The organism is Mesorhizobium sp. M0816 (genome assembly GCF_040320005.1).
GTDB lineage: Bacteria > Pseudomonadota > Alphaproteobacteria > Rhizobiales > Rhizobiaceae > Mesorhizobium.
The window spans coordinates 194,442-210,463 of sequence record NZ_JAMYOT010000009.1 but is presented as its reverse complement, the minus strand read 5'-3'; the positions used below and the strand labels follow the sequence as shown (position 1 = coordinate 210,463).

Genomic DNA, 16,022 nt, shown 5'->3' with positions numbered 1-16,022 from the left:
GTGCTTCGATATTTTGTCTGGCGCATCGCCGTGATGGTTCCAACGCTGCTGGTCATATCGGCACTGGTGTTCACGATCATCGAACTTCCCCCAGGCGACTATTTCGACAGCTATGTTGCCGAGCTTCGGGCTCAGGGCGAAGCGGTGGATTCCGATCGCATCGAGATGATGCGCAAGGAATATGGTTTCGACAAGCCACCGGTCATTCGCTACTTCTACTGGGTCGGCGGGATGCTGCACGGCGATTTCGGCTATTCCTTCGAATATGAGCTGCCGGTTCGCGACGTCGTCGGGGACCGAATGTGGCTGACGGTGCTGGTTTCCTTCGTCACGATCATCTTTACCTGGCTCATCGCCTTTCCGATCGGCATGTACTCCGCCACGCATCAATACAGCTGGGGCGACTACGGCCTGACTTTCTTCGGCCTTCTCGGCCTTGCGATTCCGAACTTCATGCTGGCGCTGATCCTGATGTATTTCGCCAACATCTGGTTCGGCACGTCTATCGGCCATCTCATGGACCAGCAATATCTCGGCGAGCCGATGAGCTGGGCCAAGGCGAAGTCGATCCTCGCCCATCTCTGGATTCCGGTCTTGATCATCGGCACCGGGGGCACGGCAAGCATGATCCGGCGGCTGCGCGCCAATCTGCTCGATGAGCTACATAAGCAATATGTCGTGACCGCGCGGGCCAAAGGCCTTCATCCCTTCAGGGCGCTGGTCAAATATCCGCTGCGCATGGCGCTCAATTTCTTCATTTCAGATATCGGCTCTATCCTGCCGGCCATCATCTCCGGCGCCGAAATCACGGCAATCGTGCTGTCTTTGGAGACGACCGGGCCGATGCTGATCAAGGCGCTGCAAAGCCAGGACATGTATCTGGCAGGGTCGTTCCTGATGTTCCTCGCCTTCCTGACGGTCATCGGCGTCCTGATTTCCGACCTGGCGCTGGCGCTACTTGATCCGCGAATTCGTTTGCAAGGCGGCAGCACCAAATGAACACGCAATCGCCGCTGCCCGCTCCGGGCGCCCCACTGCAACACTACGTTTCCATCGCGCCCTTTGACCTGCAGTCGGTCGAGGCGATGACGCCGGAGCAGTCGAAGGTCTTTCAGGCGTCGCAGCTGCGGCTGATGTGGTGGAAATTTCGTCGGCACAGGCTTGCCCTTGTATCCGGCATATTCCTGGCAGCGCTCTATTTCGGGATACTGATCTGCGAGTTCCTGGCACCCTACGATCTGCACACGCGCAACATGGACTACATCTATTCGCCGCCGCAGCGGGTGCACCTGTTCCACAACGGCCAGTTCGTCGGGCCGTTCGTCTATGGCCGCCAGATGACGCTGGATATGGACACGCTCAAGCGGAACTACGTCGAGAAACAGGATGATGTTCAGCGGATCCGTTTCTTCTGCAAGGGCGACAGTTACCGGTTCTGGGGCCTTATCGATGGTGACAGGCATTTTGTCTGCCCCGCCGAAAACGGCCAGCTCTTTCTGGCCGGCACTGACAGGCTGGGGCGCGATGTGCTCTCGCGCATCATCTATGGCGCACGCATTTCACTGACAATCGGCCTCGTCGGCATCAGTTTCAGCTTCCTGCTCGGCATTGTCATCGGCGGACTGGCCGGCTATCACGGCGGTATCTTCGACCTGATCGTCCAACGGATAATCGAAGTTCTGCAATCGATCCCCAGCATTCCGCTATGGCTGGCTCTGGCGGCGATCATGCCGATAACCTGGAGTCCGATCCTGATCTATTTCGGCATCACCGTCATCCTCGGGCTGCTCGACTGGACCGGACTGGCGCGGGCCGTGCGTTCAAAGCTTCTAGCCTTGCGCGAGGAGGATTACGTTCTGGCCGCGCAATTGATGGGCGCCAGAAGCAGCCGCATCATCGGGCGGCATCTCATTCCCGGCTTCATGTCGCATCTGATCGCGACGGCGACGATCTCCATACCCGGCATGATCCTGGGCGAGACGGCGCTGAGCTTCCTCGGGCTCGGCCTGAGGGCGCCGATAACCAGCTGGGGCATCCTGCTCACCGAGGCGCGCAGCGTCAGCGTGATCGCGTTCTATCCATGGCTGCTTTTGCCGATGCTCCCCGTCGTTCTCGTCATCTTGGCGTTCAACTTCCTCGGCGACGGGTTGCGGGACGCCGCGGACCCCTACAAGTGACAGCGCTATTCCGCCGCGCGCAGTGCCGCCGACTCCACCCGTATGATCCTTGTCGGCAACTGTTCGCTTGTTGCAGTGTTCATCGTCCGCCTCTACACGCGGCAAGACTCGATCGGGGCTTAACACGTCGGCCTCGGGTTTCAGCCGCGAAACGCTCTGGTCGGGGGCAGTTGATTTCGTGAACTGGTTCTGGACATACAATCGCACATGAGTCGCCTTGACAGTTTCATCCGGAGGATGACCGCACAGCGCGACATACTTGATCATGTCTGCGCCGAGGTGGCGAAGATGGAGGGGCCTGTGCTCGAGCTCGGCCTCGGCAATGGCCGGACGTTCCACCATCTGCGCGAGCGCCTGCCCGGACGCCGGATCGTAGCGTTCGACCGCGCACTTGCCGCACACGCCAGCTCAATTCCCGAAGCTGAAAACCTCGTGCTCGGCGAAATACGCGAGACGGCGAGCAGGTTCATTGGCATCGACGCCGCTCTTGTTCATGCCGACATCGGCACCGGCTATGAAGATTGCGATGCAGTGACCTCTACCTGGCTTCCCGATCTGACCGCGCGCCTGCTTCGCGTCGGCGGCATCGCGGTCAGCGGCACGCCGCTAGATCACCCGCAGTTGCAACGCCTCCCGCCGCCACCTTCGGTTCCCGCCGATCGTTATTTTATCTGTAGGCGCGTGTGAGGGGCCGGGACGAGCCAAATCTTCAGGGGCCAAGCCTTCAGGGGATCGTGTATACTGCTATCTCCCGGCCAATGCCGCGCAGCGAGACCTCGTGGGGCACGGGCGTCAGCGCGTTCCTGTGTAAGAGATCGGCGGTGAGATTGTCGTCGACCACCGCTCGAGTGGCGAAGATCGCCTGTGCGTTGGCAAGGTTCTGGACCCGCGAAGCAATGTTGACCGTCTGGCCGAAATAGTCCTGTCGCTCATTCATAGACACGGCGATGCAGGGGCCGGCATGGACTCCGATCTTGAGCAGCAGATCCTCGCGCCCGCTCTTGTCGTTGAGCGTACGCATGGCATCGCGCATCCTGAGGGCTGCAGCAATCGCACGATCAGGCGTCGCGAAGGTCGCCATCACCGCATCACCGATCGTCTTCACCACCGCGCCTGCCTCCGCCGTGACGATCTCGTGCAGAACCTGGAAATGCTCGCGCACGAGATCGAAGGCTGAAAGGTCGCCCACCCGCTCGTAAAGCTCGGTCGATCCGCGCAGGTCGGTGAACAGGAACGTCAGGCTGGTGATCTTCAGGCGCTGGTTGATGTCGAGTGTATCCGTGCGATAGAGATCGCGGAACGTCTGGTTGGTGAGCAGGCGCTTGGCGGTCAGGAAGGGCCGGCGTTTTCCCAGGAAATCATGCAATGCCTGGCCGGCGATGAAGACCGTCGGCAGCACGCGGGTGTCGGTCCGGTTTTCCAGCGAAATGCGCAACGGGCCGGGTTGCATCTCCAGCGTCTGGTTCTGGACATGGTCGCGGTCGAAGGCCAAAGAGAGGCTCCGGCGCTCCTTTGTTGGTTCGCCCTTCCCGTCGATGAACTGCGCTGAATGGGTGACCGGCTCGAAGACGATGATGAATTCGGACGGAAGCTGTATGGGCAGAACCGCCTTTTCACCGGGCGCAAGCTCGATATCCTCCAGCGAGAACGCTTCTAGCTTTTTCGCGAAATCCTCTTCCGGCAGATCGACGCCGGACGCCCAGTAGATTTGGCGGAAATATTCCGCCACCGGCAGTTCGTGTGGATTGTGGGCGGCAATCCTGCGCACGCGGGGACTGACGGTGAATGTCACCTCGACCATCTCGTCGAGGGTCGGTGAATAGCCCTCGGAGCACAGCGCGCAGGTGTATTCGTCCTTTTGCAGGGTTTTCAGCGTGGCGTTGGTGTCGAGCACGCCGCCACAGCCGGGGCACAGTACATTCCAGGAAATGTCGAAGATACCCACCCGCGCCGCATGGAGAAAGGCGCTTATTGCGCGCTCCTCGTCGAGGCCATGCTTGCTGGCGAAGGCTGGCGCATTGATGCGGCAAAGTTCGCGGTCCTCGCCCTCCGCGATGGTTCGCTTGATCGCGTCGATCGCCTGCGGATCGACATCGGCCGATTGTCGCAGAAGTGAGAACAGATCCTGAGCTTCGTTCATCGTGCAGGCTCCGGAAAATGCACCCCGAGGCGTTTTGACCGGACCGGTCTTTGGTCCGAGTGCTCCATCTTACTTCGAAACGGACCGTACGGCCATTCGAATGGATAAGCCTGGTGACCGTTCAATTTCCATTCGGCGGATTTTAACCGGCCGCAAGCAGCACTATGATGGTCCATGGAGCATTCATCTTTGGGATTTTCTCCCATGCCGACATCCGACAATCCGCCATTTCCCGCGGCCCTGCGCCTTTTTTCTGCGGTGGTCATCATCGTCCTGATCGTAGGCGCCGGCCTGTTTTTCATGCCTGCGCTGGTGAAACCGGGCTGGCCTTGGGCCGTCACGCCGTTCAATGCGCGCTTCCTCGGTGGCTTCTACACCGCCGAAATGGTCGTGATGGCGGCACTGCTGGTCTGGAATCGCTGGTCGCCCGGCAGGCTCGTGCTCGTCATGGCCTTCATCTTCACCGTCATCGTGTCGGTGGCTTCGTTCATCAATCTCGGCTATTTCAACTTCGAGCGCAAAGCACCCTGGCTGTGGTTTTTGGTCTATCTTGCTTCGGTCGCGGTATCCGGGCTGTTCCTGTGGCGGGCCAGGGCCCGTCCTTCTGCAAAAGGCGTGACCTTAAATCCCGCATGGAGCGGCTACATGCCGGCGGAATCCGCGATCCTTGGGCTCTATGGCGTCGGCCTGTTGCTGTTTCCCCTGACATTCAGTGGCATCTGGCCATGGCCGATCGATGCCTTCCACGCTCAGGTCTACAGCGCCATCTTCCTCGCCGGTGCGGGCGGTATATATCTCGTCTGGAGAAGCGCGCCGCGCGAGGAACTGCTGGTGCTCGGGTTGGCGCAGTTTCTGGTTGGCCTGCTTGCCATCCTCGGCGTCGTCATCACCGACGCTGCTGTGCACCGGATCGACTGGACGGCGACCGGGACATTGTGCTGGCTCGCCCTTTTCGGCTGGATAGGCATCAGCGGCGTCTTCAAACTCTACGCCGCCTCCCGGTATTTTTAGCTCGCAATCGGCATCATAGGTCAGAGACGGCTGGATTTTCAGGTGGCGTCCGGTGCATCGTACCGGGCCGATTGCCTTCGCCGGGAACGCCATGACCAGCACGACCTCGCCACCCTCCGAGAAAATCCAGCCGCTGCTGCGGTCCGTCCGGCCAAGCGATGCGGAGGCGCTTTGCGCTATCTTCAACATGCCGGGCTTCCGCTGGGGCACGCTCAGGATGCCTTTCGAGATGGTGGAGCAGGTGGCGCGGCGCATTGCCAAGTCCGGCCAGGAAACCACCTGGATCGTTGCCGAGCTGGACGGCAAGGTCGTCGGCCATGGCAGCCTGGTCGTGCAGGGTTCACCGCGCCGTTCGCATATCGGCGAGATCAATATTGGCCTTGACGATGCCTTTGTCGGCAAAGGTATCGGCTCTGCCATACTTGGCGCGCTGCTTGACGTGGCCGACAACTGGCGCGCCCTGAAGCGGGTCGAATTGACCGTCTATGCCGACAACGAAGCGGCTCTCCGTCTCTACAAAAGCCACGGCTTTGAGGTCGAAGGCCGGCATGTGAAGGCCGGCTTTACCGACGGGCAGTACCACGACCTCCTGAGCATGGCCCGGCTGCGGTTCTAAGATCCGCTGTTTGGCGTTAGCTGTTTAGCCAGTCTGACAATTCGTGCCGAGCGAACAGGTGATTGCTCATGGAGAGCTGCGTAGGATACGGCCATTTCGTCTCACGCCATCTTAATCGAGTTGACGATCTATGTGTGGGCCGGCCGCATCCAGCAAGTCTGGTCTCGCTTGGCGTTTGCACCGCAAGCGGCTAGACGGGACCAATGACCGCCGTCTTTGATCCTAACCCTACGCCTCCGGTGGAAATTCTGGCTGTGCTGTCGCTGCTCTGCCCGGAGGTCGTGCGCGACATCGAGCAGAACTGGAATGCACCGGTTTCCGACTACGCCCGCCATCTTTGGCGGCCGGTGGCAAGGCCTGCATCGGGCCCGGCGATCGCTGCCCGCTCGATCCTGCGCGAAATCCTGCATCAGCGCCTCGGTATGATCATGCAGCCTGAGAAGATCGGCAAAGCCCTCGACGAGTTCGAGCACAGACCGGTGATTCAGTCCGGCCTGCACTGCCTGCTTCTGATGGACCGGATCACCTTCGATGCCCTCCTGCTTGCCTGGCTCGGCGCGGTCGAAAACGGGCTGTCGGCCTTCGTCGGCTTCATGGGAACGACGATGACCATGGAGACAGTTGGCCGGGAGGGGCCGGGATGGCTCGACGTCGGCGACGACAAGATCAACCTCTTTGGCATGGGGCGCCACAAACTGTGCCGCAAAAGCGCCTGCGTGGCCGGTCCCGTCTCACTCAACAAGCGCGCGCTCGAAGCGGTGGGCGACGAAACGGATGGCAGCCGCTGGCTGGGCACACTGCTTGCCAGCCAGGACAAGGTGTTTGAAACCGCCGCCGATGCGCTGACTGCCATGAACCAGGATCTGGTCGCCAATTGGGATCGTGCCGGCATGGCCCTGCCGGTTTTCACCGATGATCGGGCCGCCGCGGCTGCCATGGCGCGGCATCTGGAATATGACGGCAGCCTTCTTTCCAGGCTGCTCATTGAACCCGCAAGACGCCAGCGTCTCGAACATGCCTGGCAAGAGGCCGCATCGAGCCCATTTGGCAGATTCCTGCCCAATGCCACGGACTATTTTTGGGGCATCCGCGAGGAGCGCGTGCGCAAGCTCGTTCTCGAGAACGGGCACCTGATCGAGCCTGACAGGCCGCAAGGTCTTTCCATCCCGTTCGAGCGGCCACATCTCAGGCGGGCGCTGCTGGAAGGCGTGCTGCTGCCGAACTTGTTCCTGACGTTCCTCGTCCTTGCCATATTGCCGCGCGTGCGGGTCGTGGGCGGCCTGAGACAGATTGGCTACGTAGCGCTTTTCCACTCGATCCTTCTGGCCGTGCTGGACGAAAACGCGCCGGAAGAGCGCGATCTGGCCGCGGAGCTGCAGGTTCGGGAAAATGCCTGGGGCATGCGGGTCATCGATGAAAAGATCTCAGTCCGCGAGCAGCTTGCCGGCCTGCCGGAAGTGGCGCTCTTCCCAAACCTGCTCCGGCAATACCGATTGCGGACATTTGCCGAGACGACCGACGACCTGAAACTGGTTCGCGAAAACGCCAGATGGCGCAAGATCGGCCAGGCAGAGATCAAGCCGACCTGAGACTAGTGCGCAACCGCAAGCGACGGCGATCTATCGGGGAGCCTCTGGCGTCTGATCCGGCCGCATAGGCCTCACCTGTCATTGCACCGCACCGCCCCTTGCGGAGCCCATCCACCACGTGTTCGAAATCGACCGGTTCTTGTAGGGCAAGACTTTGCGACGGTATTCCAACGAATAGTCGGGATTGACGCGAAGCGCCTCCTGCCATGCCGCGCGGGCTTCGGCGAAACGGCCCAGATGGCCGTAGCTGCGGGCCGGAAGCGCGCGAGACGTCGGTGACAGCGTTGCGAGTCAGCCCGTTGCATCAAGAGGTCAACGGCCTCCTCATCTTCATGATAGCAGGAAGACGGAGGGTAAGAGGGAACTTTCGCAGACGACGGCCACGCAGGGCAGCGCTCTGCCACCGGACCCACACGGATCGCTCGCTGCCGCTTGCCCGTCGACGACTATCGGTGCATCCTTGTGAATAGCCTGGCCGTGAAGTGCGGGCGAGATCACGCCGTCACGGCCACTAGTGAGGTCTTGTTCGATGGACTGCTCGGGCTGCGGTTTCGAGATTGAGGGCGGTTACGCCTTCTGTCCGAGGTGTGGCAGGCGCCAGCCCGTGCCATGCGCCAGTTGCGGCTACACCTGCGCACCTGATTTCGAGTTCTGTCCGAAATGTGGGGCAAGCGTCGGTGCGCCCGCAAAAGCCGTCGAACGGCCTGCTCCGGCACCAAGCCGGACCATTGTGCCGCCTTCTCGAACTCCGTCGCTGCTTCCGAACATGGAAAGCGAAGAAGGGCTGCATCCCGTCTCTGACGCCGATCGCCGGACGGTAACGGTCCTGTTCGCCGACCTTTGCGGCTTTACGACTCTCAGCGAGCAGCTCGACCCCGAGGTCATGCAAGCGCTGCAGAACAAACTGTTCAAGGAATTGACGGCGGCCGTGCGAAACTTTGGTGGTTTCGTCGACAAATTCATCGGCGATGCACTGCTCGCTTTGTTCGGTGCGCCGGTCGCGCATGAGGACGATCCGGAACGTGCGCTTCGCGCCGCTCTCGACATGATCGCCCGGACGGCGCGGCTCGGCGAAAGCACCCCCCACTCCGGCTCGCCTCTGTTACTCCACATCGGCATAAACACTGGTCCGGTCGTTACTGGCGGATTGGGCATCGGCACCGCCAGATCCTATTCCGTGACCGGCGACACAGTGAATACGGCGCAACGCCTGCAATCGCTGGCCGCACCGGGTGAGGTGCTGGTAGGCGAGCTCACTCACAGGCTGACCCGGCATGCCTTCTCTTACGAGTCGCTGGGTGATGTCGTGTTTCGCGGCAAGGCTGGCAGCGTGCTCGTTCATCGACTGGACGCACCGCTAGCGGTGCCGCGTGCAGCGCGCGGGCTCGAGGCGCTCGGCCTCAGTGCGCCGCTAATAGGTCGTGGTGCGGAGCTCAATAGAATGATGGCGAGCCTTGACCAGGCGTGTGGCGGCTCGGCCCAACTTGTCCGCCTCGTCGGAGAAGCCGGCATCGGGAAATCGCGGCTGGTGAGTGAGTTCGTCGCCCGCGTCGGCGACGAGGAGCGTTTTCGCAACGTCGCCGTGCGGCAGGCCACGTGCTCACCGCTGGGTGAACAATCTTTTGGCGCCTTGGGCGCAGTGGTGCGCAGCGCTGCCGGGATGATGCAAAACGACAATGGGGACGAAATGCGGGGGAAGCTCGCAGGCTTGCTTGCCGATCTCGGCCTGCAGGGCGAGGAGGCGAAGCGGCTGATGCCTTTGCTCTACCATGTGCTTGGCCTTGGCGACCCCGATGCCACCTTGCAGCATGTCGAGCCCGAGCAGCTGCGGCGGCAAATTCTCTACGCAGTCCGCACAATCATCGAACGGCGGCTTGCGTTGTCGCCGCTATTGATTGTCGTCGAAGACCTACACTGGGCCGACGCCGTGTCGCTCGAGGCACTACGTTTCGTGATGGACAGGTTGGAACGCACGCGGTTGATGTTGCTGGTCACGCATCGTCCGGCGCCGGACAACGACCAGCTCGACTCAAGTCGGGTCAGTCACACAGCGCTCAGGCTTCCGCCACTCAACAATGATGACGGACGCAGCCTGCTGGCAGCGCTTTTCGGCGAGAGCTGGGTAAGCTCCGCGGGAGGGCTTCTCGACCAGATCCTCGAGCGCGCGGGCGGCAACCCCCTTTTTGTAGAGGAAATCGTTCGCGGGCTTATCGATCGCGGTGTACTGATGCGAGAGGGCCAGCGATGGCGGACTGTGGCAGGCGAAGTCGCAACCGGCATCCCCGCCACTATCCAGGCAATGTTGCTTGCCCGCGTCGACCGGCTGCCCCAAGAGGTGCGCCGGTTGGCCCAGGAGGCCGCGGTAATCGGCCCGCGCTTCGATGCCACACTTCTGAAAACCGTGACAGCCGACCCCGGCCGGCTCGAAGCCGGCTGCGAACTGCTTTGCGATGCGGAAATCATCGAGGAAGTTGCTGGATCAGGCTCGGTCTCGTCTCAAAGCTACCGCTTTACGCAAACATTGCTGCAGGACGTGATCTACCAGAATCTGCTCCTGCAACGCCGGACCGAAATCCACGGGCGGATCGGTGCTGCCTTGGAGCAACTGTGCGGCGACGAGCCGGAACGGCTCGAGGATTTGACCGTGCTCGGTCATCATTTTGCACAGAGCGCCGAGCGGGAGAAGGGCGCGCATTACCTGCAGGCGGCAGGCGATCGCGCTCGCATGATATATGCCAACGACGACGCCCTTCGTTTCTACGAGCGAGCACTGACTGCGTTGGGCGCGATCGGGCAAACACCGCTCAAACTGGCAATTGCAGAGCGCATTGCCGATTTGAGCGGCCCGGCAGGCCGCCGCGAGATCGCGCACCACCACTACGAGACGGTGTTGCAGGCATACCGCGAGTCGGCCAATCGCGTCGCCTCGGCGCGAGTTTTGCGTAAGATCGGTCGGCTACTCTGGGATGTCGGCAAGCGGGACAAGGCAGAACCCCGCTATGCTGAGGCGGCAGCGCTCCTCGATGGAGCGGATGCCCCGATCGAGCAGGCGCATCTGTGGCAAGAACGTGGCCGACAGGCGTTCCGTAGCGGAGATCACGCTCTCGCGGCAAAATGGGCAGACGCGGCGCTGGATTGCGTAGGCACACTGACAACGGAGCATGTCTCCGAGGTAAGGTGTGATGCCACTCTTGTGACCGCCGAGGCACTCAATACCAAGGCTGTCGCGCTGGCTCGCCTTGGGCGAAACCGTGAGGCCGTGCGTCAGGTTGAGCGTAGCATTGAATTGGCCGAAGCCGCCGGTCTGCTGGGAGCGGCCTGCCGCGGCTACACCAATCTCGGCGTGCTTTACACGACCATCGATCCCGCAAAGGCGATGGAGGTCTGTCGGCGCGGTCTTGAAGTGGCGCGCCGTATTGGTGATTTGGGTTTCCAGGCGCGCCTCCTCGCCAATCTGGCGGTCGCTTGTTGTACTTTCACGGATCGCTGTCCAACGGAGGGCGTGCCTGCTGCCGAGAAGGCCATCGAGATCGACCGGGCGCTCGACCAGCGCGAGCACCTGCCGGTGCCGTTGATCGTGCTTGGGCAGATCCATCAGTGCAACGGCCGTCCGGACCTGGCGGTTGGGTTGTTCCACGAAGCACTGGACGTAGCTCGCGAAACGGGCGAACCCCAACTGCTGTTTCCGTGTTATGATGGTCTTGCAACGCTTAATCTCGACCTCGACAATCTGGCCGAGGCCGAACGCTACTTTTCCCTGGCGCAGGGTATATGCGCCCAGCACGGGCTCGACCCGGAAGCGCTTGTGGTGCTGCCTTTTCTCGACTAGCCGGGGTTGGAGGTTGGAAATGTCCGCGCGTAGTGACTTGGTGCCGCTTCAACCGGGCGACCGTGCGCCAAACGTGGTACTCGACGCCATTACCCAGGAAGGCAAGATCGCGCTTGACGATTTTCGCGGCCAAAAACCGGTGCTGGTCGGCCTGTTTCGAGGTCTGCATTGCGCGTTTTGCCGGCGCCATATCGCCGCCCAGGCGCGGCTTGATCCGGAGCTGCGCGAAAAGGGCGTGGAGAGCCTGACGGTGGTCAACACGCCGATCGAACGGGCGCGTCTCTATTTCCGCTACCATCCGATGCCGAATCTGCTTGCGGCCTCCGATCCTGAACGCGCTTCACATCGTGCTTTTGGACTGCCCAATCTCGAATTCACCCAAAACGAGACGAACTGGCCATACAAGGTCTCGATGGCAGCGGCAAAGGATATGCGGGTCGACATACCAGGCGAGTTGCCCGGTCCTATGGATCCTCTTGCGGCCAGCGAAATCCTTAACAAGAGGGACCATTACGAGCTGACCGAAGCCGACGAGCAGATGCTAGCAACGGGACACGGACAATTGGTCGGTCAGTTCCTGCTGGACCGGCAGGGGATCGTCCGCTGGAGCTTCACGGAGGTTCCAGAGGGTGGGCGATACATGTTTGGGGCGCCAAGCCCGCAGGAGCTGATGTCAGCCGTATCCCAAGTCGCCCAATAGACTTGCGAACGAGGTAAGCGGGCGGGACACCGAATAAAAAGCGGAACCAATTTGTTACAAATCTAGATACTGACAAGTTCACCGTTCATGCGAGCACGGCCTCGACTTTGCCAACAAAGTCATCGAGCGAGTGATCTCCGCGAATCTCGATGCGCGGAAGGTCGATGGGATCGCAATCGAGGTCCGCCGGCCCGTGTCTGCCGCCGAAGCCGATTCGATAGCCGCACTCCTTGGCCAGCCTGCCAAGCCGTCGGTCGGTGACAGAGAAGGGTGCCGCGAACGCCGTGGTTGGCCGACCGGTCCATCGTTCGATGAACATACGAGAGCGCAGGAGCTCGGCGGCCAGGTCAGAGCTCGACAGACCATCGATCGCGCGATGCGTCGCCAGATGGCTTCCGAAGAACGCACCTTCGCCGACGAGGCGTCGCACCGTCCCGGCGTCCATAAGCTGCGTCGGCGGGCCGCTGTAGGCGTCCCATTGTGCACTTTCACCCACCAGGTCCGTCACCAGGAACACTTCCGCGGTCAGATCGTTCGTGCGCAAGGCCGGCCAGGCATGGTCGGCAAAGTTCTGGAAGCCGTCATCGAACGTGATGAGCACTGGGCGGCCAACGAAAGGCTGACGGTTGACGATGAACCATTCCAGCTGCTCGGACCTAATCGCGTGAAAGCCATTGGCGCGCAGCCATGCCATTTGGCTGGCGAATGCGGCGGGCGCGAGCCGAAAACGGGCGAGCGCGGCCGGACCATCATCGGCGACGCTGTGATACATGAGGACGGGGATACGCTGCCGCCGCTCGCTACGTGCCACGTCGCGGCGCAAGGCCCGCGCCCCGCCCCAGACGATATTTCGCGCTACCCCGATTTCAACGGGTGCGCGGATTGGCATATGATCTACCATCGGTTCCGTCGCCACGTCGCCTGGTGACAGGCGGCGGAAGCGGTCTATGCGATAGAGCTCGGTCTGGATCGATTGCTCGAGGACGAGGCCGTCGGTCGCTGCCAGCGTCTCTGAGATCGCTTGTGCACCGAATGTGTTCCAGTCGAAGCCCGTCCTTCCAACATTGTCTCGTAGCACGAATGCGTGTGCGCTGATGAAACTGCCGCCAGGCGCCAACGCCTCAATGAGTTTTTTGGCGATGCGCCGCACATCGGCGAGATCATCCAGGTAGTAGAGCACTTCCGAACACACAATCAGATCCATTTCGCCCGGCAGCGTGTCCGCAGAGAAATCCAGTACGCCGAACTCAACATTCGGCTGATCGCTGCATCGCGCGCGCGCCCGTCCGACGGCTACGGCGGAGATGTCAGTTGCGGTCAAATGGCCCACGCGCGGCGCCAGCTGCCGCGTGAAGTGGCCCTCCGCGCAGGCCAGCTCAAGCGCCCGTCCGATGGGACCGGCAGGCAGAATTTCGAGCTGCCGCTCATATTTTTCCTGCTCATAGGGCGAACCATAGTTCCAGGGATCCTCGGTCGCGAAATGGCGATTCCAAAAAGATGTGCGATCATTGTCGCGCCCATCCGCGGCCCGTGCACGGCGCGGCGCTGTAAAAGGCTCTTTAGTTTCGGCGCTCGACCGAACCAGCGCCTGCGCTTCCGCGGCCAATCCCGCGAGTTTGCCGAAATGGCTGTCCCGATCAGACCGGCGTCCCGCCATGGACAACAATGCCTCGGCTGCAAACATGTTTGACTTGTCGGCACCGGCGCCCTTTTGCGGTGCATCTACAGGCGATCGCCTCGCAAGTCGCGCGGCACTGTGCATAGGCCGCTCAGGGGGCACGAAATTCAGGATCAATTCAATCCAATGACGCCTTGTCACTCTCCCGAGTACGCCGAACTGCACGAGAGCCTCGATCTGGCCATCCATTATCAGATGGGCATAGATTTGATCGATTCCTTCCGGTACTTCGATCGAGGCCGGATTTCGCGCGTCGACACGAATTCCAAGTGTCCGCGCCAGCCTGCGCGGCGCGGCAAGATCGTCGACATCGAGCAGCATTTGCTCAAGGTGATACTGCACGCGGCGAGCCGCGTCGGGATTATTCCAGACCTTGCCGAGTTCGATGATCAACTCGGTGAGGGAGCCGCCGAACCTGTCCCACCTGGCAGCCAATTGCGCTGGCACCGACAGGCTTCCTACCATAAGGCCATCGACGGCCACCTTGGCGATCTCACGCGCCCACTTACGTCCTGCCGGGAGCGTGCGCAGGGACTGCGGGTTGATCGAGCGCGAGCCGCAGCCGCAATCCGATGCGGCGTTCCACAACGCGAACCACGCGAGTGCTTCTGAAGCGGTGTGGCCGTTCGCGTCGGTCGCTCCATTGGCGTGAGCCGATGCCGGGTGTTTGACCCTGGGATCGGCGGAAAAGCCGCGGGCGATCACGATTTCCGCATCTGCCAGCACCTGCGTCGAATTGCGGCTGAGCGAGTTGGGGCTGACCCGATAAAAAGCGAGCGGCTCGTCGACCATCACCCAATTTTTGCCTAGACGTGCGAGGCGCTGCCACAGATCCCAGTCCTCGCAGGTGCGCAGCGACACGTCGAAACCGCCCAACTCGACAATTATCTCCCGATCGACCAGCAGCGCGTGAGTGCGGACGGCACACCGGCGGGCGAATGTTTCGAAGGGCTGGATCGCAACCTCCGTCGCGATGCTCGACGCCGTGAGTTCGCCATCGGGCATCACGCGTCGGGAACCGCAATAGGCAGCCACTGCATCGGGAGCGGATTTCAGTGCGGCCAGCATTTTGGCAAGGAAGCTGGCATCCACCCAATCGTCCGCATCCAGAAACATGAGCCAGTGGCCGCGCGCTGTCGACATCCCGATATTGCGCGCGCCGGCGGCGCTATACGCGCAAGAGCTCAACGTCCGAAACCGGGCATCGTGCTCCACATAACCGGCGATGATCGCGGGGGTGCGGTCCGTGGAGGCGTCGTCGACGATGATCGCCTCCCAATCCACTATTTCCTGATCGAGAAGGCAATCGAGTGCGCGCGCCAGCGTTACCTCCGCGTTGTGCGCAGGAACCACGATTGAAACCAAGGGATTATGCGCCACGCCGTGTAACCCGCGCGTTGGTTCGAAGGTAGAACAAGAGTCCCGAAACATAGCCGGCGATTTCCTGCCAAAGGAAACGGTCCTCAGGGACGCTGCGTCCAAACAGTCTCCTGCGAACTCTTCCGAGCCGCCGCGACGCCGCCATTTGGCTGCAGAGCGAGCTTGCTCCTGTCGTGCTACCGAAGTTGGAAGCCTGGCACAGCATTCGCATCCGTGCCGCCGAGCTTGGGCGCCAGCTGTCGCAGATGCACGTCAAAGCCAAGCATGCCGCATACTCATGTCGATCCCCGGAGTCGGCGCCATGACCACAGGCGGCGGTCCCGGGCACCGTATGAGTGCAATAGCTATGGCAACCTGACGTCTTTTGCAATTGGGGGCGCAACAAATGCCGCCCACTGAAGCTTTGGTGTGAATGACTGCAGTTATTGGGACTGTCGCTCCCCTCCTATCGACCGAAACGCCTCGATTCCGAGGTGCATTCTCGAACAGCCATTCTCCGTGCGAAAGAAGACCTTCCTTCTACCGTTGGGCCCGCATCGGAAGCTGATCGTCGCAGTATACAGTCGGGTGCGAGACGGTACGTGCACCGCCAGACCAGCTACTTTAGACACTTCTAATAAATCTGCGCTACTTAATTGCGCTCCAGTAGCTATAGCCTGACATTGTATTACTCATTTCGATAGTAGATTGCGTCCAATGATCGATTAGATTAGCCGGTTATGGCTGCTATCACAAAGAGATGCGAGAGCGACATCAATCGGAACTCGTGCATTTGCTGCTAGTCCAAGAGATGTAAAAGGGAGGCACGAATTGGCTTAAGCCAAGAAGATTCCGGCTTGCGAGCCGGGTATTTTGCTGGCATGCTTGCTGGTTTCTGAGTGGTGCACTGTGGCAATTGTTCA

Annotated in this window: 10 protein-coding genes and 2 pseudogenes; 9 read left to right on the top strand and 3 right to left on the bottom strand. The window is 61.1% G+C overall.

Features of this window, described 5'->3' with window-relative positions; translation table 11 throughout:
- From NKI17_RS16645 to NKI17_RS16635, 3 genes are all read left to right on the top strand, one after another.
- Entirely contained in the window at positions 1-999 is a 999-nt protein-coding gene (locus NKI17_RS16645; protein WP_352570080.1) for an ABC transporter permease, read from the top strand.
- Positions 996-2,177: an ABC transporter permease gene (locus NKI17_RS16640; RefSeq protein ID WP_352594339.1), complete on the top strand. Its 1,182-nt coding sequence runs from the start codon at positions 996-998 to the stop codon at positions 2,175-2,177. The genes NKI17_RS16645 and NKI17_RS16640 overlap by 4 nt, the downstream gene beginning before the upstream one ends.
- Before the next feature lie 207 nt (positions 2,178-2,384).
- On the top strand, positions 2,385-2,864 hold the full coding sequence (locus NKI17_RS16635) for a class I SAM-dependent methyltransferase (RefSeq protein WP_023675968.1): 480 nt from the start codon (positions 2,385-2,387) through the stop codon (positions 2,862-2,864).
- A 37-nt stretch (positions 2,865-2,901) separates the two neighbouring features.
- Here NKI17_RS16635 and NKI17_RS16630 read toward each other — a convergent pair whose 3' ends face one another.
- Positions 2,902-4,317: an adenylate/guanylate cyclase domain-containing protein gene (locus NKI17_RS16630; RefSeq protein ID WP_023675969.1), complete on the bottom strand. Its 1,416-nt coding sequence runs from the start codon at positions 4,315-4,317 to the stop codon at positions 2,902-2,904.
- A 204-nt stretch (positions 4,318-4,521) separates the two neighbouring features.
- Here NKI17_RS16630 and NKI17_RS16625 point away from each other — a divergent pair, with 204 nt between their 5' ends.
- From NKI17_RS16625 to NKI17_RS16615, 3 genes are all read left to right on the top strand, one after another.
- Positions 4,522-5,328 (top strand): hypothetical protein, encoded by an 807-nt coding sequence (locus NKI17_RS16625; RefSeq protein ID WP_352577334.1) that lies wholly within the window; start codon positions 4,522-4,524, stop codon positions 5,326-5,328.
- Positions 5,329-5,419: 91 nt separating this feature from the next.
- Entirely contained in the window at positions 5,420-5,944 is a 525-nt protein-coding gene (locus tag NKI17_RS16620; protein ID WP_352906355.1) for a GNAT family N-acetyltransferase, read from the top strand.
- Between the two features lie 203 nt (positions 5,945-6,147).
- Positions 6,148-7,533: a hypothetical protein gene (locus NKI17_RS16615; protein WP_352906354.1), complete on the top strand. Its 1,386-nt coding sequence runs from the start codon at positions 6,148-6,150 to the stop codon at positions 7,531-7,533.
- Positions 7,534-7,630: 97 nt separating this feature from the next.
- Here NKI17_RS16615 and NKI17_RS16610 read toward each other — a convergent pair.
- Positions 7,631-7,859 (bottom strand): annotated as a pseudogene (locus NKI17_RS16610) (adenylate/guanylate cyclase domain-containing protein); the annotation flags it as partial.
- A 203-nt stretch (positions 7,860-8,062) separates the two neighbouring features.
- Between NKI17_RS16610 and NKI17_RS16605 the strand changes: the two are divergent.
- Together NKI17_RS16605 and NKI17_RS16600 are read left to right on the top strand one after the other, a co-directional pair.
- Entirely contained in the window at positions 8,063-11,362 is a 3,300-nt protein-coding gene (locus tag NKI17_RS16605; protein WP_352906352.1) for an adenylate/guanylate cyclase domain-containing protein, read from the top strand.
- 19 nt (positions 11,363-11,381) lie between these two features.
- Positions 11,382-12,062, top strand: a complete 681-nt coding sequence (locus NKI17_RS16600) for a redoxin domain-containing protein (protein WP_023675975.1) — start codon at positions 11,382-11,384, stop codon at positions 12,060-12,062.
- A gap of 85 nt (positions 12,063-12,147) precedes the next feature.
- On the opposite strand, the gene NKI17_RS16595 is transcribed toward NKI17_RS16600, so the two are convergent.
- Positions 12,148-15,120: a trifunctional glycosyltransferase/class I SAM-dependent methyltransferase/polysaccharide deacetylase gene (locus NKI17_RS16595; RefSeq protein WP_352906351.1), complete on the bottom strand. Its 2,973-nt coding sequence runs from the start codon at positions 15,118-15,120 to the stop codon at positions 12,148-12,150.
- Positions 15,121-15,281: 161 nt separating this feature from the next.
- Between NKI17_RS16595 and NKI17_RS16590 the strand changes: the two are divergent.
- Positions 15,282-15,427: pseudogene (locus NKI17_RS16590) on the top strand (IS110 family transposase); the annotation flags it as partial.
- Positions 15,428-16,022: the final 595 nt, after the last annotated feature.

Coding starts and splice junctions, on each gene's coding strand:
- NKI17_RS16640 (WP_352594339.1), top strand. CDS start 996: ATGAACACGCAATCGCCGCTGCCCGCTCCGGGCGCCCCACTGCAACAC.
- NKI17_RS16635 (WP_023675968.1), top strand. CDS start 2,385: ATGAGTCGCCTTGACAGTTTCATCCGGAGGATGACCGCACAGCGCGAC.
- NKI17_RS16630 (WP_023675969.1), bottom strand. CDS start 4,317: ATGAACGAAGCTCAGGATCTGTTCTCACTTCTGCGACAATCGGCCGAT.
- NKI17_RS16625 (WP_352577334.1), top strand. CDS start 4,522: ATGCCGACATCCGACAATCCGCCATTTCCCGCGGCCCTGCGCCTTTTT.
- NKI17_RS16620 (WP_352906355.1), top strand. CDS start 5,420: ATGACCAGCACGACCTCGCCACCCTCCGAGAAAATCCAGCCGCTGCTG.
- NKI17_RS16615 (WP_352906354.1), top strand. CDS start 6,148: ATGACCGCCGTCTTTGATCCTAACCCTACGCCTCCGGTGGAAATTCTG.
- NKI17_RS16605 (WP_352906352.1), top strand. CDS start 8,063: ATGGACTGCTCGGGCTGCGGTTTCGAGATTGAGGGCGGTTACGCCTTC.
- NKI17_RS16600 (WP_023675975.1), top strand. CDS start 11,382: ATGTCCGCGCGTAGTGACTTGGTGCCGCTTCAACCGGGCGACCGTGCG.